Genomic DNA, 21,613 nt, shown 5'->3' on the forward strand with positions numbered 1-21,613 from the left:
GCCTCCTTGCACTCCTCCCGCGTGTGCGGGACGGATGGTTATGTGGTCAGTTCGTTGGTCAGTCGCAGGTCCGCGACGGACCTGCCGGTACGCAGCCGGTAGACACCCGGCGGCGTGACCCAGTCCTTGGTCTGCGGGTCCCAGACCTGCAGCGCCCGGGCCGGGACGGGTACGCGGACGGTGGCGCTCCCCATGGCGGGGACGTCGGCGACCGCGAAGCCGCCGAGCCATCGCACGGGGCGGCTCGGGCCGCCGTCGGGCGCCTCGATGTACACCTGGACGACCTCACGGCCCGCGCGGCGTCCGGTGTTCCGGACCGTCACGTACACGGTCAGGGTCGCCGGGGAGTCGTGGGCCTCGCCCCGGGCGAGGACCGCGTCCTCGTAGTCCCAGGTGGTCCAGCCCAGGCCGTGCCCGAACGGGGCGGCCGGGACGGGGGCGTCCGCGCCCCCGGCGGCAGGGCCGCCGTCGGCCGTAGCTGCAAGCCGCCGTTCCCAGGCCCGGTAGCCGATGTCGGTGCCCTCGGCGTAGTCGACGACCCCGTCGACCGGCCGCGCGTGCGGCACCGGGACGTCCTCGAAGCGCGCGGGAAGGGTCCACGGCAGGCGCCCGGACGGCTCGGTGACGCCGGTCAGCACGTCGGCGAGCGCGGTGCCCGCCTCCTGCCCGGGCAGCCAGCCCCACAGCACGGTCGGTACGTCGGAGAGCCAGGGCAGCAGCACCGGGGCCCCGGCATTGATCACGACGACGGTGCGCGGGTTGGCCGCGACGACGCGGCGCACGAGCTCGTCCTGGTTGCCCGGCAGGTTCAGGTCGGGGCGGTCGTAACCCTCGGACTCGACCTCGGCGGTGGTACCGACGATGACGACGGCGACGTCAGCGGCCGCGGCGGCCGTCACCGCCCGGGCCAGCTCGTCCGCTACCGAGGGGCCGGGCAGCCGGTGCACCAGGGCGGCGCGCACGAAGTGCCCGTAGCCCACCGCGTGCACCACCTGGAGCGTCGCGTCGAGTTCTGCGGCTCCGCTCGCCGTGACCAGCTCCGCGATCGGGTGGTTGTGCCCCGAGGAGAGCACTATGCCCTCGTCCACCCGGGTGTCCCCCTCGGCCACGCTGGCGCCGTCGACCTGCACCCTGTGCACCCCGACCGTGCCGACGCCGAGCTCGTGCTCGCCCGCCTCGTCGAGACGGACGAGCGCCCGCAGCCGGACGGCGTCGGCGTCGGGCCGGACGTCGTGGAGCCAGCCGGTCCACTCGCGGGCCGTGTACTCCTCGAGCGTGCTGCCGTCGGCGGCGAGCAGCTCGACGTGGAGGCCGGGCTCGCCCGTCGCCGGGTCGGTGCACCGGGCGAGGTCGAGCTCCGGCGGGTTGTGCAGAGCGCGAGCGCCGGCCAGCACCGTCACCTCTGAGCCCTGCGGCAGCGCGGCACGCAGTTCGTCGGCCGGGTACGTGAGGCGGTCGGGGTGCACGAACGACGAGCCGCCGCCCTGGAAGAACGGCTCCACGGCCGCGGGTCCGAGCAGCGCGACACGCAGCGGCCGGGCCGGGTCGTGCCCGAACGGCACCAGCCCGGCGTCGTCCTTGAGCACGACGACGGACCGCGCGGCGAGCTCGCGCAGGAGCAGCTCGGCCGGAGGCTCGCCGGTGGTCGCGGCGGCGAGGTGGATCGCGGCGTGGACACCGGCAGCGGCCGCACCCGTGCGGTCGCCCGCCCCGTCGTCGGGCAGCGTGAGCCGCCCCGTGCGGTGGGCGAGCCGCAGCAGGCGCAGCACCTTGTCGTCGAGCTCGGACTCGGCGACCTCGCCGGAGCGGACGGCGTCCAGCAGGCCGTCGCCCCACGCGCCGTCGGGTCCGGGCATCTGCAGGTCGAGGCCGCCGCGCACCGCGGGCGCCACCGACTGGGTGGCCACCCAGTCGCTGACGAACAGGCCGTCGTAGCCCCACTCCTCCTTGAGCAGGTCGACCACCAGCGGGCGGTGCTCGAGGAGCCTGGCGGAGACGCCGCCGGTGTCGGCGCCGTTGTAGGCGCCCATCACCGACCACGGGCCGACGTCGCGCACGAGCCGCTCGAAGGGCGCAAGGTAGGCCTCGCGCAGGGTCCGCTCGTCGAGGCGCGCGAGGTAGCGCGTGCGCTCGGTCTCGGAGTCGTTGGCGACGTAGTGCTTGACGCACATCCCGACGCCCCGCTCCTGCGCTGCGCCCACGAGAGCCACCGCGATCTCGGCGGTCAGGTGCGGGTCCTCGGAGTAGCACTCGAAGTGCCTGCCGCCCACCGGCGTGCGCTGCAGGTTCACCTGCGGGGCGAGCACGACGTCGACGCCGTGCCGCTTCGCCTCGGCGGCGAACAGGGCACCCGACCGGCGGGCCAGGTCCAGGTCCCAGGTAGCCGCGAGGGCGGACGGCGCGGGGAACATCGCCGACGTCCCGCCGCCCGGGCCGCGCACGCCGACCGGACCGTCGGACATCACCACCGGCTCCAGGCCGAGGCGCGGCACTGCGGTGGTCGCCCACATGGAGGCGCCCACGACGAGCGACACCTTCTCCTCGGCGGACAGCGCGTCGAGAAGGCGGAGCAGCTCGGGCTCCGGGGCGATGGCTTGCGCGGTGGGGGCCTGCGTGGCGGCTGCCTGCGTGGTGCTGGCCTGCCTGGTGATTGCCTGCGATGACAACGTGTGCTCCGTTCAGCGTCGGACGGCTGCCACGCATTCAACCACACTTACTTACTGGTTAGTAAGCCAGTTCACCCCGTATCGTATGGGCATGTCCGAAGCGACCGAGCAGGCTGCCCCGAAGACCAAGCGACCCACCCGTGCCCACCGGCGGGAGGAGATCCTCGCCGCGGCCACGCGGGTCTTCGGGTCCAAGGGCTATCACCAGGGCTCGCTGGTCGACGTCGCCGCGCAGGTAGGGATCACGCACGCCGGCGTGCTGCACCACTTCGGCAGCAAGGACAAGCTGCTGTGGGAGGTGCTCGAGTACCGCGACCGCGTGGACGTGCAGCACCTGGAGGGCAAGCACATCCCCGGCGGGATGGACCTGTTCCGGCACCTGGTCACGACCGCACGCCTGAACGCCGACCGGCGCGGCATCGTGCAGGCGTACGCGGTGCTCACCGGCGAGTCGGTGACCGACGGGCACCCGGCGTCGAGCTGGGTGGCCCACCGGTTCTCGGTGCTGCGCGGCGAGATCTCGCAGGCGGTGGTGGAGCTGGCCACGGAACGGGACGTGCGGCTGCCCGACGGCGAGGCCGAGCGCGCGGCGGGCTCCGTCATCGCGCTGATGGACGGCCTTCAGCTGCAGTGGCTGCTCGACCCGGACGCCGTCGACCTCGCCGAGGCCACCCGGTTCGCCATCGAGTCGATACTGACGGCGACGCTGGGCAGCACCGTGGAGATCACCGGCTCCTGATCAGCGACGCCTGATCACGGGCCGGTGAGCCCAAGGGCTACCACTCGGTCTTGAGCCGCCGGTGCTCGTTCTTGCTGGGCGGCACGTCCATCTTCTGCAGGGTGAACCCCATGATGTCGCTGAACACCGGCGCCGCGACGTCGCCGCCGAAGATCGAGCTCTTCGGGCTCTTGAGGAAGACGGCGACCGTGTACCGGGGGTCGTCGGCCGGGGCGACGCCGATGAACGACGCCATGATGGTCCAGCCGTTCCCCGCGGGCATCTGCGCGGTACCGGTCTTGCCGGCGATCCGGTATCCGGGGATGTCGGCGTTGGTGCCGGTACCGCCGTCCTCGGTCACCGTCTCCATCATCTCGACGACCATGTCGGCGGTCTTCTCGGAGATGACGCGCTTCCCGGGCTCCCGCTCGGCAGGTGTCACCGTGCCGTCCGGGCTCGTCGAGCCCTCGAACAGGGTGGGGGTCATCCGCACCCCTCCGTTCGCCACCGTCGAGAAGACGCTGGTGGCCTGCATGGCGTTCACCGAGAGCCCCTGGCCGAACAGGACCGTGTACTGGGTGCGACCGTCCCAGTCGTCCACGTCGTCGGGCGGCATGAAGCCCACCGACTCGCCGGGCAGGTTCAGGCCCGTCGGCTGGCCGAGACCGAACTTCTCCAGGTACTCCTGCCGCTCCTCGAGGGGGATCTTCTCGCCCGCCTGGACGGTCCCGGTGTTCGACGACTGCGCAAGGATCCCCGTCAGCGTGAGCCGCTGCACCGGGTGGTCGTGCGAGTCGTGGAAGGTCTGGCCGTTCGGCGCCGTGTACGTGTCCGGCACCGTGAACCTGCTCTCCGGGGTCCAGTAGCCGCCCTCCAGCGCTGCTGCCGTGGTGATCACCTTGCCGGTCGAGCCCGGGTCGAAGACGTCCTTCACGACGCGCGAACCGTCCGCCACCGCCGCGGTCGAGCGGTCGTTCGGGTCCACCGAGCCCGAGTCGGCGAGCGCCAGGATCTCGCCGGTACGGACGTCCTCCACGATGGCCATGCCGTAGGCCGCGCCGGTCTTCCGCTTGGCCTCGTCGAGGGCGTCCTGCGCCTTCCACTGGATGTCGTGCACCAGCGTGAGCATGACGTCGCTGCCCGGGACCGCAGGGACCGACTCCTGCCCCGCCGCCGGGATCCGCAGGCCGTCGAGGCTGCGCTCGTAGGTGTCCGACCCCGCGGTGCCTGCCAGCATGTCGTCGTACGCCATCTCGATGCCGCCCTGGCCGGTCTGCTCGTCGTTCACGAAGCCGACCAGCGAGCCCGCGACCGTGCCCGACGGGTAGGTGCGCCGCGAGGTGAGATCGGTCCGGACGTACGCGCGGACCTCCAGCGCGGCGATGGCACGCTGCACCTCCGGCACCACGTTCTTGGCGAGCACCTTGTAGCGGGACTTGCCCACGAGCTGGGCCGCCAGCTCGTTCTTGGGTATGTCGAGGATCGGCGAGAGCAGGTGCGCGATGCCGAGCGCGCCGTCCTCGACGCCGCGCGCCGCGCCGCGGAACTCCTTGATCGCCACCGGGTCACCGATCACCGTGTACCGGTCGACCGACGTCGCGAGCACCACGCCGTTGGCGTCCGTGATGTCACCACGGTGTGCCGGGGTGACGGCGGTCGCCGTGCGGGCCGCCTGCGCCTTCTCCGCGAGGCTCGGGCCCTCGATGAGCTGTACGTGGACCAGCCGCACCAGGAAGATCAGCACCACGAGCGCCGCGATGCCGACGAGCCAGCGCTGCCGCACCTCCGGTCGGCCCGGCCGGGGCGGTAGCGGGCGCGCCACCCTCGAGCGGGCGGGCGACTGGGCGGGACGTGTCGTTGCCGCACTCCGGCCGGGCCCTGCGGGCGCCTGAAATCCCAGCCGGGTGCTCGTCGCACGGGGCTGGGGCTTCTTGGGCTGGGACTTCTTCGGCTGGGCCTTGGGCTGGACCTCAGGTTGGGCCTTGGGCCGAGCCTTCGGCTGCGGCTTCTTGGCCTGAGGCTTCTTGGCCTGGGGCTTCGGCTGGGCCTTCTTGAGCTGAGGCTTGCCGCCCTGCGGCTTGCGGGGCTGCGCAGAACGGGGCTGCGCAGAGCGGGGCTGGGTAGCGCGCGGCTGCGTGGAACGCGGGCCGGCAGCGCGCCCCGTGGGGGTGCGCTGCCGGCCCGGGTCCGACGTCGGGCGGGTCACTGACCCGTTCCCTTCACCACCTTGCCAGTCTCGATGCTGACCATCGTCGGGTTCTCCGCCGGGATCATGCCGAGGCTGCGGGCCTTGTCGTCCAGGTTCGTCTCGGCGGCGCTCAGCTCCTCCTGGAGGCCCTGCACGTCCTGAGCGGTCTGCGCGACCTCACCCTGCAGCTTGGACATCTCGTAGGAGCCACGCGCGAGCGTGGTGTTCAGGACCAGCACCGCCACGAGCGAGCAGATCATCAGGGTCGCGCACAGCACGAGGAACGGCACGCGGCTCTTCGCGTGCAGCGGCGCGCGGACGGCGTCGAGGCGGCGGCCGCGCTGGCCGGCACCTCCAGAGATCGCGGTCAGGGGCGCTCTGCGGGTACGGGGCAGCTCGGCGGGACGAGCGGCGCGGGCCGTCGCAGCAGCGGTCGTGGCACTCATCGGCGGTCCTCCTTCGCGGTGTGGTGCTTGGTGGTGCGGTTCAGCAGGTGGTCAGGCGTGGGGCGCAGACGCCGGGCGGCGCGGAGCCGGACCGAGGCGGAACGCGGGTTGCGCTCCAGCTCCTCGGCGTCGGCTTCCTCCGCGCCCCGGGTGAGCGCCTCGAGGTAGGGCCGGTGCGTCTCCGGCTCCACGGGCAGCCCTGACGGGGCGGACGACGTGGTGCCCTGCGCGATGGCACGCTTGACGATCCGGTCCTCCAGGGACTGGTACGACTCCACGACGATCCGGCCGTCCACGGCGAGCGCCTCGATCGCGGCGGGCACGGCACGCTCGAGCACCTCGAGCTCACCGTTCACCTCGATCCGAAGTGCCTGGAACGTGCGCTTGGCCGGGTGTCCACCGGTCTTGCGCGTCGCGGCGGGGATGCTGGCCCGCAGCAGGTCGACGAGCTCACCGCTGCGGTCCCACGGCCGCTCCGCCCGGAGCCGGACGATGCCCTTCGCGATCCGGCTCGCGAACCGCTCCTCGCCGTACTCCCGCAGGATCCGCGCGAGGTCGCGCTCGTCGTACGTGTTGAGCACGTCGGCCGCCGTCAGCTCCTGGGTGGAGTCCATGCGCATGTCGAGCGGCGCGTCCTGCGCGTACGCGAAGCCCCGGTCGGCCTCGTCGAGCTGCAGCGAGGACACCCCGAGGTCCATGAGCACACCCTGCACCGAGCCGCCGGCGTGCTCGGCGACGACCTCGCCGATCTCGTCGTAGACCGCGTGCACCGGCGTGAACCGGTCGCCGAAACGAGCCAGCCGCACACCCGCGAGGGCGAGCGCCTGAGGGTCCCGGTCGATGCCGATCACGCGGGCCGTCGGGATCTGGTCGAGGACCGCCTCGGTGTGGCCGCCCATGCCGAGCGTGCAGTCCACGAGCACGGAGCCGGGCGCGGCGAGCGCCGGCGCCAAGAGGTCGACGCACCGCTGGAGCAGCACCGGGAGGTGGCGGTCGGCGGCGTCGCTGTTGGTACCTGGACGGTTGTCGGTCGCGTTCATCGGTGGCTCCTTTCCTGCGTGGTGCCCTGCTGTCCTGCTGCTGAACCTGCCGGAGCAGGCCGTCCGGTCAGGTCTCCCTCCGCACGGTTCCGGCGGCGGGGAAGTGCGCCGGATCCAGCGGGAGGAGGCCTGGCCGTACGGCCACCTGTCTCGCCCTATAAGCCTGTCTAGAAGCTCAGACCGGGGAAGATCTCCTCGGCCTGATCGATGTAGTCGGGTTCGGTCTGCTCCTGATATGTCGACCAGGCCTGCGCGTCCCACACCTCCACGCGGCTCCCGACCCCGATCACGACCACTTCGCGATCCAGGCCGGCGTACTCGCGCAGGTGTGACGGGATGGAGACCCGGCCCTGCTTGTCCGGTACTTCGTCGCTAGCTCCCGCGAGGAAGTTTCGCGTGTAGTCCCGTGCAGCCTTGCTCGTCACCGGCGCCTGCCGGATCTGGGTGTAGATCTGCTGAAACTCGTCCATCGGGAGAAGGAAGAGGCACCGCTCCTGCCCTTTGGTCATGACCAGACCGCTGGACAGACGCCCCCGGAACTTGGCGGGAAGGATCAACCGGCCCTTCTCGTCCAGCTTCGGGGTGTACGTACCGAGGAGCAGACCCAGACCCGCGAAATTTTCTGCCATCGCAGCCATGGGCCAGCACCTCCTCTCGCTCCCGCACACTCCACGCTACTCCACTTTCCACCACCCCACTCGGAAAAACGATGGGGAGAACTACCCACAGACCCTCAATGCGCAGGTCAAAGAGGTAAAGAGCAGGTGGAGTGAATTCGTGTCCGGCGCGGCGTGGAATGTCGGAGTAGTTGGCCCCGGGCCGTGCTCCCGCGCCAGTCCGCAGCCCTGGCAGGGGGCCGATCCCGCCGGGCAAATCACCTTCTGGGACCTGTGAAGACTGCGTGATGCAGACAACTGAGTGCTTTACATCTCTACTACGCTGGACCAGCCGGGCAGCGCCAGCCGCCCCGGCTCCGAATCGGCGCGGTCACGCGCCGAGAACCCCGGCCAGTAGCTCGGCCCTGATGGAGGTCTCCACCTGTGCACACGGAACCCGCCGCGCCCGGCCTCGCGGAAACTCACTACAGCGGCGGGGCCGCCCCGCAGGCGGCACCGGCACCGGGTGCGCTCGACGAGCTCGTGGAAACCATGGCTCGCGTCCGCGGAGCCGTCGAGTCCGTCGTGACCGGCCGGCCAGGGCTGGCCGACATCACCCTCGCCGTCCTGCTGGCCGAGGGCCACCTGCTGGTCGAGGACGTGCCAGGCGTCGGCAAAACGACGCTCGCCAAGGCGATCGCCCGCAGCATCGACTGCCACGTCGGCCGTATCCAGTTCACGCCCGACCTGCTGCCGAGCGACCTCACCGGCGTCAACATCTTCCGCACCGGCAGCCACGAGTTCGAGTTCCGGCCCGGGCCGGTGTTCAGCAACATCGTGATCGGCGACGAGATCAACCGCGCCTCCCCCAAGACGCAGTCCGCGCTGCTGGAGTGCATGGAGGAGGGCCAGACCACCGTCGACGGCACCACCCACCAGCTGCCGCGGCCGTTCCTCGTCGTCGCCACGCAGAACCCCGTGGAGATGGAGGGCACCTACCCGCTGCCCGAGGCGCAGCGGGACCGCTTCATGGCACGCATCACCGTCGGCTACCCCGACGTCGACGCCGAGATCCTCATGCTGGACAGGCAGGAGAGCACCACCCCGCTGGCCCACCTCCAGCCGGTGACGGACGGGCGCTCGATGCTGCGGTTCTCCCAGCTCGCGCGGTCCCTGTACGCGTCGCCGTCGGTCAAGCGGTACGTGGTGGGCCTGGTCGGGGCCACGCGTGAGCACCCGGGGCTGCGCCTCGGCGCGTCGCCGCGCGCGTCGCTCCAGCTGCTGCGCGCCGCCAAGGCGATCGCCGCCATGGCGGGCCGTGACCACGTGCTGCCCGACGACGTCCAGCGGCTCGCCCGGCCGGTCCTGGCACACCGCCTCATCCTCACCACCGAGGCCCGCCTCAGCGGTGTGACTCCCGAGACGCTCGTGGACGAGCTGGTGCAGCGCACACCGGTGCCTGCCCTCGGGCCCGCCGACCGGCGCAAGTTCTGAGCGGCCAGGGCGACAAGCGCATGAGGTGGCGTGACACGCTCGTCCGGATCAGCAGGGTCAGGCTGACCCCGCGGGGCATCGGAGCGGCTTGCCTGGGTGGTGCGCTGGTGCCGCTCGGCCTGGTGCTCACCCTGCCCGACCTCGTCGGACTGGGCGCGGCCGCGCTGCTCGCCGTCGCGGTGGCCTGGGTGGCCATCGGGACCCAGCGGCTCGAGTCCGGGCGCGGTGCCCTGCACGTGACCCGTGCGGTGACCCCGAACCCGGTGGTCCGCGACCGGACCGCCGAGGTGAGCCTGCTGGTCGCCGCGCACCACGCCAGCGGTGCGGCGTACGAACGGCTGTCCCGGCTCCGGCTGTCCGAGCAGGCGGCGCACGAGCTCGCCGGCCACCAGGGCATCCGCGCCCGGGTGTCGGCCCGCGCCGACCGGATCGCCGTGCACTACTCGCTGACGCCGACGCGGCGCGGGCGCTGGTCGCTCGGCCCGCTGCTGACCACCCGGACCGACGTGTTCGGCCTGGTCCGCGCCACCCAGCCGCTGGGCGCCGCGACGCACGTGCCCGTGTGGCCGCGCACCGTGGAGCTCGCCGTCCGCACCCGATCCGTCGGCGACGTCGACCACTCTGCCACCGGTGCCCGCCTCCAGTCCTCCGACGACTCGGTGCTGCGCGAGTACGTGGCGGGCGACGACCCGCGCCGGGTCCACTGGGCGAGCGCCGCACGGCGCGGCCAGCTCATGGTCCGCGCCGACGAGAGCGCCGGCGTGCGCCCCGTGACCGTCCTGCTCGACCGCTCGCTGCTGCCGCACTGGCAGGAGGCAGGGAGCCCGCGCCGTCCCGCGGCGGTGGACGACGGCGAGTGGGCCGTGGAGCTCGCCGCCTCGATCGCCACGTCGTTCCTCGACGCCGGGCACCCGACCCGCCTGCTGACCACCGCCGTCGCCCCGAGCCTCGAGGGCGAGCGGTTCGCGACGACCCGGGCGAGCAGATCGGCGCTGCTCGACGCCTGCGTGGACATCCGCGGGCACCGCGGGTCGGCCGAGGGCAATCACGCGACCAGCACCACCGCGCGTGCGCTCCGGCTCGCCAGGACGCCCGGCGAGATCGTCATCGCGGTGCTCGGCCCGCACGATCCCGACGCCCGCCACAACCTCGCCGCCCTGGGCGCCGAAGGCACGTGCTGGGCGATCCTGGTCACCCCACGGGGAGCCGGGTTCCAGCACGAGATGGACGAGACCGCGGCCGAGCTGAGCGCTTCCAGCTGGCAGGTCAGCACGTCAGAGGCCCGGACCGACCCGGAACGCGCCTGGGCCCTGCTCGCGGAGCGTGCACGGTGATCCCCGCACACCGCGGACCGCTCGTCCGCACGGTCGCCTCGGGCGTCCTGGTCGCCATCGCCGTCATCACGTCGATGCACGCGCTCACCCTTGTCATCGACCCCGGGCCGTGGCTCACGGCCGGCACCACCGGCGTCGTCCTCGTGTCCGCGACCAGCTGTCTGGTGCGTTACCTGCTGCTCCGGGCCGCCGTCGACCGGGCAGCGGCTCGCCGTGCCGCGGGCCAGGGCCTGAGTGCCGACCGGGCCGCCGACCGCGCGTCGGGCAACGCCTCGTTCGTCGCGACGGCGGCAGGCGTGCTGGTCGCCTGCTGGTTCGTGCTGGCCCGCTACGGCGGCCCCGGCCAGCGCTTCGAGCCGTTCGTCGGACCGGACTCCCTGGACCAGGTCATCGAGCGGTTCCGGCAGGCCACCGAGACCATGAGCACGCAGGTAGCCCCTGTCGGCCCCGGCGAGGCCATCAGCATGGTCGCCGTGGGTGGCACGCTGCTGGTGCTGCTCGTGGTGGACTCGCTCGCCGGCGCCCGCATGCCCGGCTTCGCCGGCGTACCCCTGCTGCTCCTGTGGACCCCGCCCCTCACGCTGATCGGCGAGGTGCCGTGGCAGGTCTTCGTCATCAGTGTCACCGCGATGCTCCTGCTGCTCACGGTCGACCCGGTGGGCGTGACGCCCGGCCGGCACAGCGAGGCCGACTCCGCGGCGGTCCGCCGCGCACAGCGGTTCCGCTCGTGGATCACCGCGGCCACGGCTGCCGCGGTCGCGGCGGCGTCGCTCGGCGTCGCCACGGGCATGGCCGCGCTGCCCGCGCTGGCCGGCACGTGGAGCCAGCTCATCTCCACGCCGTCCGACACGGTGGAGCTGTCGTCGACGCTCGACATGCGCCAGCCCCTGGGCGCTCGCTCCCAGGGCACCGTGCTCACGTACACGCTGGCGGGCGACGAACCGGCCGGCCCGCTGCGGGTCATGACCCTCACGGCCTTCGACGGCGTCCAGACCCACCGCTCGGTGCCCGACGGCGGGCTCGCCGAGTTCGACTCGTCCACCGTCCTGGCGCCCGCGGGCGAGGGCGGCATCGGCGAACGTCGCAGGATGGACATCCAGATCGGTCAGCTCACCGGCGCCGAGCTTCCGCTGCCGCTCGAGCCCCGCACCGTCGATGTCAGCGGCGAGTGGGCCTACGACGTGGACCGGGACGAGGTACGCGGCCCGGGTGGCACCGAGCGCGGCGCCACGTACGGCGTCGAGATCATCGACCGGGAGCTGACGCCGGACGTACTACGCGCCGCGCCGATGTCCGGCGACCCCCGGTCGTCCGGCTACACCTCGGTGCCCGAGACCGCGCACCAGGCCGAGATCGCCGAGTACGCCCGTCGGATCGCCGGTGACGCGCCCACCCGGTTCGACGCGGCGGTCGCGCTGCAGAACCACCTGCGGTCGGGCTCCGGGTTCGTGTACAACCCGGACGCGGACTACCAGGACTCGTCCGACACCGTCTGGGACTTCCTGCAGAACAAGGAGGGGTACTGCACGCAGTACGCCCTGTCCATGATGGTGATGGCGCGCAGCCTCGACATCCCCGCGCGGATCGGCATCGGCTGGCTGCCCGGCCGGCCCGACGGCAACGGCAGCTACCGGGTCACCGGCCAGGACTCGCACGCCTGGCCGGAGATCTACTTCCCGTCCGTCGGGTGGGTCCGGTTCGAGCCGACGCCCCAGGTCCAGACGGGCCCGCTGCCCTCGTACGCGAACCCGGGTATCGGCAGCGCCCCCAGCGCCTCCCCCACGTCCCCGCAGGGCAACGAGGTCCCGACGCAGCGGCCGACCCAGAACCCCGAGCAGTCGAACCCGGCAGCCACGGCGGGTGGGTCGTCCGGCAACGGTGTCTCCGACCAGACGCTTCCCGGCTGGGCCTGGGTGGTCGCGGTGATCATCGCGCTCGGCGTGCTCGGCGGTGCCGCATGGCTGCTGCTGCGCCGGCGTGACGAGGTGGAGGTGCTCGATCCCGAACGCGCCTGGTCGCGTGTCCTCGCGCTGCTCGCGGAGCAGGACGTGCGGCTCGGCCCGTCGGTCACCCTGCGCAGGGCTCCGGCCTTCATCGCGGACGAGGTGCGCGCCCGGACCGGCACGCCCCTGCCCGACGACGTCGCGGAGCGGCTCACCGCGCTCGCCGACGCCGCGGAGGAGGAGCGTTATGCCCGCTCCTCGACGCCGCCCTCCGCCGAGGAGCTCGAGGAGCTGACGACGGCGATCACGACGGACCTGACACAGGCCCTGACCAGCAAGCCCTGAACCCGTTGAGCGGGTATGACAGGAGCCGGGCCCCGAGGGGCCCGGCTCCTGTTCATGTGGCCGTGTCAGGCACGTAGCGCTGTGCCTGACACGCACATGGGTCGGTGGTCCGGTAACGGACCACCGACGTCTGTCGGTCGGCTAGCGACCACCCTCGTTGCGCCGGTTCTCCCAGCGCTCTTCAAGCCGGGCCAGGAAACCGCCTGAGCGGCCACCACCCTGCCGCGTGCGGGGCTTGCGTGCTCCCCCGTGCGGTGGCTGGACCGTGCCGTCGTCAGCGACGACGCCGACCGGACCGTCCTGCTGCTTCTTGCGCGGTCCGAGGAACGCGAAGACCACACCCGCGAACATCAGCACGAAGCCGATGGCGCCGAGCCAGGTCTGTGACGTTGCCGCACCTACGACAAGAAGAAGCAGACCGACGACAACGCCGGCCCCGGACAGCACATAGCGCAGCGCGTTACCCCGACCTGTGGACTGAAGCGTATTTGCAAGCCGCGGGTCGTCTGACGTCAGAGCACGCTCCATCTGCTCCAGCACCCGCTGCTCGTACTCGGACAGAGGCATCGAGACCCCCGGATCTCGCAAAGGAACAGTGTCCCTTCCAGGATAGGACGACCCGGCCGTCGTTGGTAGTCGACATCCCGGGCATACCAGCGACTATAGGGGCAGATCAGTATCGATGCGCGCCGTTCTTGTGATGTACACCCAGGTCGATCGCTGTTTTCCCAAACTTTTCGCGCACAGCGTCGAGTGCAAGTTCAGCCTCTCGCTGGGCTCCCGAGCGCGGATCGACCGCTTCCTCGAGCGTCGGCTGCTGGGTGGACCCGTCTCTCTGCTGGAGATTTTCACCCCGTACACCGACCAGCCGCACCGGCAGCCCACCCAGATCGACCCCTGCGACGAGCTCCCGAGCGACCAGGTAGATGTCCCGCGCGACGTCGGTGGGGCCCTCCAGTGTCCGCGATCGGGTGAACGTGGCGAAGTCGCTGGACCGGACCTTCACGGACACCGTGCGCGCCATGACGCCCTGGTGCCGCAACCGGGCGGCGACCCGGTCGGACAGCTCGAGCACCCGCCGGCCGACCGCCACGGTGTCGTCCTGGTCGGTGCCGAAGGTGGTCTCGGCCCCGATGCTGTGCTCACGGTGCTCCGGCACGACGGGACGGGGGTCGCGACCCCACGACAGGTCGTGCAGGTGCGCACCGCTCACCCGCCCGACGGCGGTCTGCAGGCTCGCCAGGTCCGTGTGCGCCAGCTCCTCGACCGTGGTGATGCCCCACGCGGCGAGGGCCTTCTCGGTCTTCTCGCCGACACCCCAGAGGGCGCCGACCGGCAGCGTGTGCAGGAAGTCCACCGTGGCCTGGGCGGGCACGAGCATCAGCCCGTCGGGCTTGGAGTGCGTCGAGGCCAGCTTCGCCACGAACTTGTTCCGCGCGATGCCCACCGACGCCGTCAGGCCGTGCTCGGCCTGGATGCGACGGCGCAGCGCGGCCCCGATCACCGTGGGCGGGCCGAGCCGCCGCCGGGCACCGCTCACGTCGAGGAACGCCTCGTCCACGCTGATCTGCTCGACGAGCGGGGTGACCTCCTGGAGCATGCCCATGACCGACCGGGACACGTCGTGGTACAGGGTGTGGTCGGGCTTGATCACGGTGGCCTGGGGACACAGCAGGCGGGCCCGCGTCATCGGCATCGCGGACCGCACACCGTACGCGCGGGCCTCGTAGGTCGCCGCCAGCACGACACCGCGGTCCTGCCCTCCGACGATCACCGGCCGCCCGCGCAGCTCCGGCCGGCGAGCCAGCTCGCACGACGCGAAGAACGCGTCCATGTCCAGGTGCAGCACCGAGCAGCCGGACTCGTCCGATCCCCAGTTGCGTCTCGCTGCCGCTGACCGCGGCCCCTTGCTCACGAACGTGCTCCGTTCTTGCTGTTGCTCAGTGCTTGCTCGGTGACCCGAGAATCGCTCCGAGTGTCGACCAGGCAGGACGCGCCCGCCCCGGTCGCACGTGGGCCTGCTACGACGCCTCGGGCACCAGGGTCAGGCGCTGCGCGGAGAACCCGGCGTGCGGGTCGACGAGCATCGCCACCTCGTCCCGGAAGTCCTCTGCGCACGCGAGCAGCTCGTCGGCCCGGGCAGGCTCCACCTGCTCCGGGCGGCCCGCGTCGACGGCAGCCCGCAGGGGCGCCCCTGCCGCGAAGTAGCCGGACCAGGCCGCCAGCTCCGGCTCGGCGTGCGCGAGCATGTCCCACACCGTCCGCGCGCCGGAACGCGCCGACGGTCGCCCACGGAGCGCCACCACAGCGGCCGCAGAGCGGATCGCCGCGAGGTGCGCATGGACGAACCGGTCGCCCGCGTCTGCCGAACGCGCCGCCTCGGCCAGCTCCGCGTCCGCCTTGCGCAGCAGAGCGCTGACGCCTGGCGGGACCGGCACGAGCATCCGCGCGGACACGACGTCCCGCGCGCTCTGAGAGTGCATGGTGCCCATCTCGAACCTCCGATCGAACCCCTTGTGCGACACTATCGAACATACGTTCTATTCTGTCAAGCGACCCGCTGACCCGGGAGAGACTGTCCTCATGGCCCGCCGCTCCGCCCGACGCAGCCCATCCTCCTCCGCACCACTGACACTCACCGCCGAGCTGCCCGTCGGCCCCGTGCCGATCAGCACCGGCACCGCAGAGGTGGTCCGCGACCCCGACTTCCCGCAGCGGGTGACGCTGCACGTCAACGGCGTGCCGAGCTCCAGCCTCGACCTGTCGGACCCGGGATTCCTCGACTTCGAGTACATGCAGCAGATGGCCGCCTTCGTCGCCCTGCTGCCGCCGGGACCGCTCAAGGTGCTGCATCTCGGCGCCGCCGGCAGCGCGTTCGCCAGGCACGTGGAGCACGAACGGCCGGGCTCCCGCCAGCTCGGCGTCGACCTCGACGCCCGGCTCCTCGAGCTCGTCCGCGAGTGGTTCGCCCTGCCGCGCTCACCCCTGCTGCGGCTGCGCGCGGACGACGCCGGGCGGGCACTCGCGTCCGCCCGCGACGCGTCCTACGACGTGGTGGTCCGTGACGTCTTCGCCGGGGACCGCACGCCCGCGCACCTCGTGGGCACCGGGTTCGCCGCCGAGGCGCACCGCGTGCTCCGCCCGGGCGGCGTCCTGCTGGTCAACTGTGCCGACAAGCCGCCCCTGACCACCGCCCGCCGCGAGGTCGCGAGCCTCGCCAAGGCCTTCGGGCCGGACGCCGCCTCCTCCGGCCGGCTCGCCGCCGTCGCCGAGCCCGCGATCCTCAAGGGCCGCCGCTACGGCAACCTGGTCCTCGCCGCCGTCCGGGAGCTGCCGAAGGACCCTCCGGCGGCCCGGCACGACCCGACCGGCCACGACCCGGCCCGCCACGACGGAGAGCCGCACAACGCCCCTCAGGGCGCCGCAGAGGCCCGCGCAGGGCACGACGCCGACGCCGTGCGGCCGGACCTGCGTGAGGCCCGTCTGGGGCGCACCCTGCGTACGCTCGCGGTGCCGGCCACCCTGCTCGTGGGCGACGACGCCACCGCGTTCGCCGGCACGGCGGCACCGCTGGAGACCGCCGCGCCCTGACCTGGGCGCCCGACCGGGACACGGACCCGGACGCGGCCCCGACCCGGACCCGGACGCGAAAAGGCCGCCACCCGAGGGCGGCGGCCTTTCACAGATACCTCAGAGCGGAACGACTGCTTCCGCCTGCGGACCCTTGGGACCCTGGGTGATCTCGAACTCGACCCGCTGGGCCTCCTCGAGAGACCGGTACCCGTTGGACTGGATCGCGGAGTAGTGGACGAAGACGTCGGCGCCGCCGCCGTCCTGGGCGATGAACCCGAAGCCCTTTTCCGCGTTGAACCACTTCACAGAACCCTGCGCCATGCTGTCCTTCGACCTTCCGTCCGGGAACCGACGGCGGGCCCGTTGCCCACCCCCGTGCCGCAATGCTTTCCCCGCTTGCTCACGACACGGCGGACGTGGCGTTGGTACGTCACTGCAACGTGCGCCAGTGTGGCACGTACCCTTCAAATGTGCCACGGAACAGGCACATTTCTGCCGCAGCTATGACACACCGGGCTCGGTATGCAGCGTTCGAACGAGGCTGGTGTGCGCCTCTGCCTCCGGCTCAGGCGTCCGCTGTGCGGCTCAGGCCCGCGGTTCCGCGGGGGGCGCGCAAGCTCTTGCTCGGCGCGCACCCCACGCGGGATTCCCGGATCAGTCGCCGTTCTGCTGTGCGAGGAACCGCTCGAACTCCGCGCCGAGCTCCTCCGCGCTGGGGATCGGCGTGGTCTCCGCGAGGAGGCTCGGGCGACCCACGGAACGCGCGAAGGCGTCGTACTGCTCCTCCAGCGCCTTCACCACCGCCGCGATCTCGGCCGAGTCGGCGACCTGCTTCTCCACCTCGATCTTCGCGTCGGTGGCTGCCTCTTCCAGCTTGGGGATCGCCAGGTCGAGCCCGGTGGCCCGCTCCGTGTGGTGCAGCGCCACCACGGTCGCCGGCGGGTACTGCGCCTGGGAGAGGTAGTGCGGCACGTGGACCGTGAAGCCCATCGCGTCGTACCCCGCCTCGCCGAGCCGGTACTCCAGCAACGCGGCCAGCGAGCCCGGCACCTTCACGCTGCCGAACCACGACGTGTAGTCCTCGACGAGGGCCGGCCGCGTCGCGTGCGCGGTCAGGGACAGCGGGCGAGTGTGGGGCAGGCCCATCGGGATGCCCTGGATACCGACGACGAGGCTGACCCCGAAACGCTCGACCAGCTGGATCACGCCGGCCACCACACGCTCCCACTGCAGGTCAGGCTCCGCGCCGTGCATGAGCAGGAAGCCGGTGCCCTCCGCGTCGGTCACGTGGTCGATCGCGAGGTAGGGGGCCTGGTAGTCCGACCAGCGGTCGGAGTCGAAGGTCATGGTGGCCCGCTTGGAGCGGTAGTCGAGCAGCTGGTCGACGTCGAACGTCACCAGGCGCTCGACACGGAACTCGTCGACGAGGTGCTCGACGGCGAGGTCGCCCGCGCTGCCTGCGTCCACGAACCCGCGGACCGCGTGCAGCAGAACAGGTCCGTCGGTGCTTCCGGGCACGCTGCGACCCAGCGTGCGCTCGACCGCTGCTTCGTCGACGTCGTAGATGCCCTGGGGGTCAAGCACGTGCGCTCCCTCGCTCGTCGGAGTGGTTCGGCGATCACCCGGACATACCGTCCGGATGCTCTGCTGAGGTCCAACGCCGCGACGGCCCCGTGTCTTCCCGTTACGCCCTCAGCGTCGCAGGAACCTTACCGACCGGGCAGCCGCACCACGGAGACGAAGAAATCGTCGATCTGGCGGACCACGTCGATGAAGCGGTCGAAGTCCACGGGCTTGGTGACGTACGCGTTGGCGTGCAGCGAGTACGAGCCGACGACGTCCTCCTGCGCGTCCGACGTGGTCAGCACCACCACGGGGATGTGCCGCAGCATCGGGTCACCCTTCGCGACCGCGAGCACCTCCATGCCGTCCATCTTCGGCAGGTTGAGGTCCAGCAGCACCAGGTCCGGCGTCGGAGCCTTGGCGTACTGCCCCTGCTTGCGCAGGAACTCGAGCGCGCTGACGCCGTCACCGACCACCGAGACGTTGTTGGGCACGCGGTGGTCCTCGAACGCCTCCCGGGTCATCAGGACGTCGCCCGGGTCGTCCTCCACCAGGAGGATCTCCATCACCTTGTGACCGCTCACGCCCGTACCTGTCCCCTGGATTCGGCAACAACGGGACCCGTCGTCGCGACCCGCCGTCGGCCCTGGTCAGGCCGCCTCATCCGAGCGTAGTCGACTGCGCACGTTCGGTCGAAAGGCGCCCTCCGCCAGGCTGCCCCTGCCGCCTGGCGAGGGTGAACCGCACGATGGTGCCGCCCCCGGCCGCCGGTTCGATCCAGATCCGGCCCTTGTGGTACTCGACGATGCGTTTCACCAGCGAGAGGCCGATGCCGGTGCCCGCGTACTCGTCACGCGGGTGCAGCCGCTGGAAGATGATGAAGACCCGCTCCGCGTACTGGGCGTCGATGCCTATGCCGTTGTCCACGACGGAGATCTCCCAGTGCGCGCGCATGCTGCGCACCTCGATGCGCACCTGGGGCGCCCGCTCGGGGTCGCGGAACTTCAGCGAGTTGCCCACCAGGTTCACGAACAGCTGCTGCAGCAGCGCCCGCTCACCGTGCACGACGGGCATCGGGTCGTGGACGATCTCGGCCTGCGTCTCCACCACCCGCTCGGAGAGCTCGGAGAGCGCGCCGGCGAGCACCAACTCGAGCTCCACGTCCTCGCGCGGCACCCCGGTCCGGCCCACCCGCGAGAAGCTCAGCAGGTCCTGGATGAGGCGCTGCATGCGCTTGGCGCCGTCCACCGCGAACTCGATGTACTGGTCGGCGCGGTCGTCGAGCGAGCCGCCGTACCGCTTCTGCAGGAGCTGGGTGAAGCTCGCGACCTTGCGCAAGGGCTCCTGCAGGTCGTGCGAGGCCACGTAGGCGAACTGCTCGAGGTCGCGGTTGGACCGCTCGAGCTCGCGCGCCTGCTCGCTGAGCAGGCCGTGCGCGTTCTCGACCTCCTGGTGCGACAGCCGGATCTCCTCCACCTGGTGCACGAGCTCGCGGCGCATCGTCTCCACGTGCATGGCGAGCAGGGCGACCTCGCCGGCGCCCACCGGACGGATCTCGCGGCCGAGCACCCCGCTGCTGACCACCCGCACGCCGGCGGTGAGCGTGGTGAGCGGGCGGATGACCCAGGTCTCAAGGGCCAGCCACATCATCGTGCCCATGAGCACCACGACGAGCACCAGGGCCACCACCGCGCCCAGCAGGAGCTGCTCCCAGACCGCCCGGGTCTCCATGATCTCGTCGCGCTGCGCGCCCAGCTCGGCCAGGTACTGCACGACGGCGACGCGGGCGCTGTCGTAGAGCGCGTCGCCCTCGGCGGAGGCCGGCGCGGTGCCGAGGAGCTCCATCCGGCACGCCATCTGGCCGGCCGGCGCCGCCTCGACGGCCGCGACCACGGGCTCGGCATACTCCTCGAACCAGGCGTCGATGCGGCGCACCGCCTCCTCGTGGGCCAGCGCCACCTCGGCGTCGGACGCGAGCTCGCGCCGTTCGACGTCGGCCAGGAGCATGATGCGGCCGCTCGACCCGACCGCCCGGGTCCAGGGTTCGAGCGCCGCCTCGTCGCACGTCGCGCGGTAGGCGCGCAGAGAGGCCTCGGCGTCGCCCAGCGCGAGCGAGGCGCGCTCGCCGTCGACCAGCGCACGGGTGTACGGGCCGTCGGCCCTGGCGTCGAGGCTGCGCGACTGGACCAGGGCGAGCACCGCCACCGCGAGCGCGATGATGAGCATGGCCGCGACCGCACCCAGGAGCCGGGCGAGCCTGCGACGCATGGACACACCGGTGAACCGGTGCTCGTCGGGCAGCAGGGTCATGCGCGCGACCACTCCACCGAGTCGGCGAGCGTCGACGTCCGCTCCGGTGGCCCCGTCGCCCCGGCACCGGCCCAGCCGACGAAGAGCAGTGCGGCGTCGTCGACGAGGGGGCCGCCGTGCAGCTCACGCACGCGGCGCAGCACACGGGTCACCACCTCGTCGGTGCCCTGGTCCATCTCGCGTTCCACGACGCTGCGCAGGCCGTGCGCCCCGAGCCGCGGCATACGGCCGTGCGCACTGGGCGCCAGGACGGGCGTGCCCTTCGGGTCGGCCCCGACCGCGGCCTCGACGAGCCCGTCCGTGTAGAGCACGGCGGTCCACACCTCTGGCAGCTCGACCGTGTGCGCCGACCAGCCGCCGTCCACCGGGATGCCCAGGGCGCGGCCCCGCCGCACCGAGGGCAGCTCCTCGCAGTGGTGCGTCACCTGCGCCGCGGAGTCGGTGGAGGTCCGGGGCACCACGAGCAGCGGCGGCAGGTGGCCGGCGAGGTAGACGTCCATGCGCGAGCGGTCCGGCGAGATCACCGCCTGGCAGATCGTGACGAACACCTCCGGGCGGCCCCGCTCCGCGAGGAGCACACGCTCGAGGAGCGGCAGCACGTTGTCGGCGGGGGTGTCCGCGAGCACCAGCGTGCGCCACGCGGTGCGCATGGCGGCACCGAGCGCCGCCTCGTCCGGGCCGTGCCCCGCCACGTCGCCGATGACCGTGACGAGCGTGCCGTCGGGACGCTCCACCGTGTCGAAGAAGTCGCCCCCGAGCAGCCCGTTCCCACCGGGCAGGTAGCCGACCATGACCGAGACCTTCTCGTCGGTGACCAGCTCCTTGGGCAGCAGCGCGCGCTCCAGCCGGGTGGTCTCGGCGGCGCGCACCTCGCTGCGGTACAGCGCGATCTGCTGGGCGGCGGAGCGGCGCCGCAGCGTCGCGTACCGCAGGCAGCGGGCGAGCGCGTCACCGTCCACCTCACCCTTGACCAGGTAGTCGTCGGCGCCGTTGGCGACGGCGGCCGCGCCCAGATCGTGCGAGGTGTTTCCGGTGAGCACCACGACGGCGGGCTGGACGGGCAGCACGTCGATGCCGTCGATGACCCGGCGCAGGGCGCCCAGCCCCTCGGCGTCGGGCAGGCCCAGGTCGAGGAGCAGGCAGTCCACAGCGACCATCGACAGGACCCCGAGCGCCTCGTCGACCGACCGCGCCCGGTGCAGCTCGGCGCGCAGGTCCGCCTCGACGTCCGCGTCGGCGAGCAGCTCGCTCACGAGGAACGCGTCCGCGTCGTCGTCCTCGACGAGCAGGACCGAGATGGGACCGTCGATCCAGGCCGGGCGCGCCTCGGGTCCGCGCCCGCTCCCGGGCCCCGCAGAACCTGCCCCGCCCAGTGCCATGGCGGCGATCCTATCCAG

18 protein-coding genes are annotated in these 21,613 nt (G+C 72.1%); 5 read left to right on the forward strand and 13 right to left on the reverse strand.

Annotated elements, in window-relative coordinates; all coding sequences use genetic code 11:
* Positions 1–38: 38 nt before the first annotated feature.
* On the reverse strand, positions 39–2,666 hold the full coding sequence (locus AB0I32_RS00225) for a glycoside hydrolase family 3 C-terminal domain-containing protein (RefSeq protein ID WP_357501633.1): 2,628 nt from the start codon (positions 2,664–2,666) through the stop codon (positions 39–41).
* A gap of 91 nt (positions 2,667–2,757) precedes the next feature.
* Between AB0I32_RS00225 and AB0I32_RS00230 the strand changes: the two genes are divergently transcribed.
* Complete coding sequence (locus AB0I32_RS00230) at positions 2,758–3,405, forward strand: TetR/AcrR family transcriptional regulator (protein ID WP_357501635.1); 648 nt, start codon at positions 2,758–2,760, stop codon at positions 3,403–3,405.
* Between the two features lie 37 nt (positions 3,406–3,442).
* Here AB0I32_RS00230 and AB0I32_RS00235 read toward each other — a convergent pair whose 3' ends face one another.
* The 4 genes from AB0I32_RS00235 to mraZ form a co-directional block, all read right to left on the reverse strand.
* Positions 3,443–5,590 (reverse strand): penicillin-binding transpeptidase domain-containing protein, encoded by a 2,148-nt coding sequence (locus tag AB0I32_RS00235; RefSeq protein ID WP_357501637.1) that lies wholly within the window; start codon positions 5,588–5,590, stop codon positions 3,443–3,445.
* Positions 5,587–6,018, reverse strand: coding sequence for a hypothetical protein (locus tag AB0I32_RS00240; protein ID WP_357501639.1), 432 nt, complete (start codon positions 6,016–6,018; stop codon positions 5,587–5,589). Before AB0I32_RS00240 ends, AB0I32_RS00235 begins: the two co-directional genes overlap by 4 nt.
* Positions 6,015–7,058, reverse strand: a complete 1,044-nt coding sequence (gene rsmH, locus AB0I32_RS00245) for a 16S rRNA (cytosine(1402)-N(4))-methyltransferase RsmH (RefSeq protein ID WP_357501641.1) — start codon at positions 7,056–7,058, stop codon at positions 6,015–6,017. Before rsmH ends, AB0I32_RS00240 begins: the two co-directional genes overlap by 4 nt.
* A gap of 167 nt (positions 7,059–7,225) precedes the next feature.
* Positions 7,226–7,696, reverse strand: coding sequence for a division/cell wall cluster transcriptional repressor MraZ (mraZ, locus tag AB0I32_RS00250; RefSeq protein ID WP_116674600.1), 471 nt, complete (start codon positions 7,694–7,696; stop codon positions 7,226–7,228).
* 402 nt (positions 7,697–8,098) lie between these two features.
* Here mraZ and AB0I32_RS00255 point away from each other — a divergent pair, with 402 nt between their 5' ends.
* From AB0I32_RS00255 to AB0I32_RS00265, 3 genes are read left to right on the forward strand one after another with little or no spacing between them, the layout of a single operon-like run.
* Positions 8,099–9,148: a MoxR family ATPase gene (locus AB0I32_RS00255; protein ID WP_357501643.1), complete on the forward strand. Its 1,050-nt coding sequence runs from the start codon at positions 8,099–8,101 to the stop codon at positions 9,146–9,148.
* 20 nt (positions 9,149–9,168) lie between these two features.
* Positions 9,169–10,482 carry a DUF58 domain-containing protein gene (locus AB0I32_RS00260; protein WP_357501645.1) on the forward strand — a complete coding sequence of 438 codons (1,314 nt, stop codon included), beginning with the start codon at positions 9,169–9,171 and terminating at the stop codon, positions 10,480–10,482.
* Complete coding sequence (locus AB0I32_RS00265; RefSeq protein WP_357501647.1) at positions 10,479–12,770, forward strand: transglutaminase domain-containing protein; 2,292 nt, start codon at positions 10,479–10,481, stop codon at positions 12,768–12,770. Before AB0I32_RS00260 ends, AB0I32_RS00265 begins: the two co-directional genes overlap by 4 nt.
* 141 nt (positions 12,771–12,911) lie before the next feature.
* Here the strand turns inward: AB0I32_RS00265 and AB0I32_RS00270 are convergent, their stop codons facing one another.
* The 3 genes from AB0I32_RS00270 to AB0I32_RS00280 form a co-directional block, all read right to left on the reverse strand.
* Entirely contained in the window at positions 12,912–13,337 is a 426-nt protein-coding gene (locus AB0I32_RS00270; protein WP_357501649.1) for a DUF3040 domain-containing protein, read from the reverse strand.
* A gap of 106 nt (positions 13,338–13,443) precedes the next feature.
* On the reverse strand, positions 13,444–14,685 hold the full coding sequence (locus AB0I32_RS00275) for a DNA polymerase IV (RefSeq protein WP_357501651.1): 1,242 nt from the start codon (positions 14,683–14,685) through the stop codon (positions 13,444–13,446).
* Positions 14,686–14,791: 106 nt separating this feature from the next.
* On the reverse strand, positions 14,792–15,253 hold the full coding sequence (locus tag AB0I32_RS00280; RefSeq protein WP_357501653.1) for an SAV_6107 family HEPN domain-containing protein: 462 nt from the start codon (positions 15,251–15,253) through the stop codon (positions 14,792–14,794).
* A gap of 100 nt (positions 15,254–15,353) precedes the next feature.
* On the opposite strand from AB0I32_RS00280, the gene AB0I32_RS00285 reads away from it, so the two are divergent.
* Positions 15,354–16,361, forward strand: a complete 1,008-nt coding sequence (locus AB0I32_RS00285) for a fused MFS/spermidine synthase (protein ID WP_357501655.1) — start codon at positions 15,354–15,356, stop codon at positions 16,359–16,361.
* Positions 16,362–16,460: 99 nt separating this feature from the next.
* Here the strand turns inward: AB0I32_RS00285 and AB0I32_RS00290 are convergent, their stop codons facing one another.
* The 5 genes from AB0I32_RS00290 to AB0I32_RS00310 all read right to left on the reverse strand — a co-directional run bounded on the left by AB0I32_RS00290 (position 16,461) and on the right by AB0I32_RS00310 (position 21,595).
* Complete coding sequence (locus AB0I32_RS00290; RefSeq protein ID WP_116674592.1) at positions 16,461–16,664, reverse strand: cold-shock protein; 204 nt, start codon at positions 16,662–16,664, stop codon at positions 16,461–16,463.
* Positions 16,665–16,997: 333 nt separating this feature from the next.
* Positions 16,998–17,927, reverse strand: a complete 930-nt coding sequence (locus tag AB0I32_RS00295) for a PAC2 family protein (protein WP_357501657.1) — start codon at positions 17,925–17,927, stop codon at positions 16,998–17,000.
* A 125-nt stretch (positions 17,928–18,052) separates the two neighbouring features.
* Positions 18,053–18,472 (reverse strand): response regulator, encoded by a 420-nt coding sequence (locus AB0I32_RS00300; RefSeq protein WP_129783750.1) that lies wholly within the window; start codon positions 18,470–18,472, stop codon positions 18,053–18,055.
* Positions 18,473–18,566: 94 nt separating this feature from the next.
* Positions 18,567–20,216, reverse strand: a complete 1,650-nt coding sequence (locus AB0I32_RS00305; protein ID WP_357501659.1) for an ATP-binding protein — start codon at positions 20,214–20,216, stop codon at positions 18,567–18,569.
* Entirely contained in the window at positions 20,213–21,595 is a 1,383-nt protein-coding gene (locus AB0I32_RS00310; RefSeq protein ID WP_357501661.1) for a fused response regulator/phosphatase, read from the reverse strand. Before AB0I32_RS00310 ends, AB0I32_RS00305 begins: the two co-directional genes overlap by 4 nt.
* Positions 21,596–21,613: the final 18 nt, after the last annotated feature.

The organism is Promicromonospora sp. NPDC050249, from assembly GCF_040656015.1.
In the GTDB taxonomy this organism is placed as follows: domain Bacteria; phylum Actinomycetota; class Actinomycetes; order Actinomycetales; family Cellulomonadaceae; genus Promicromonospora.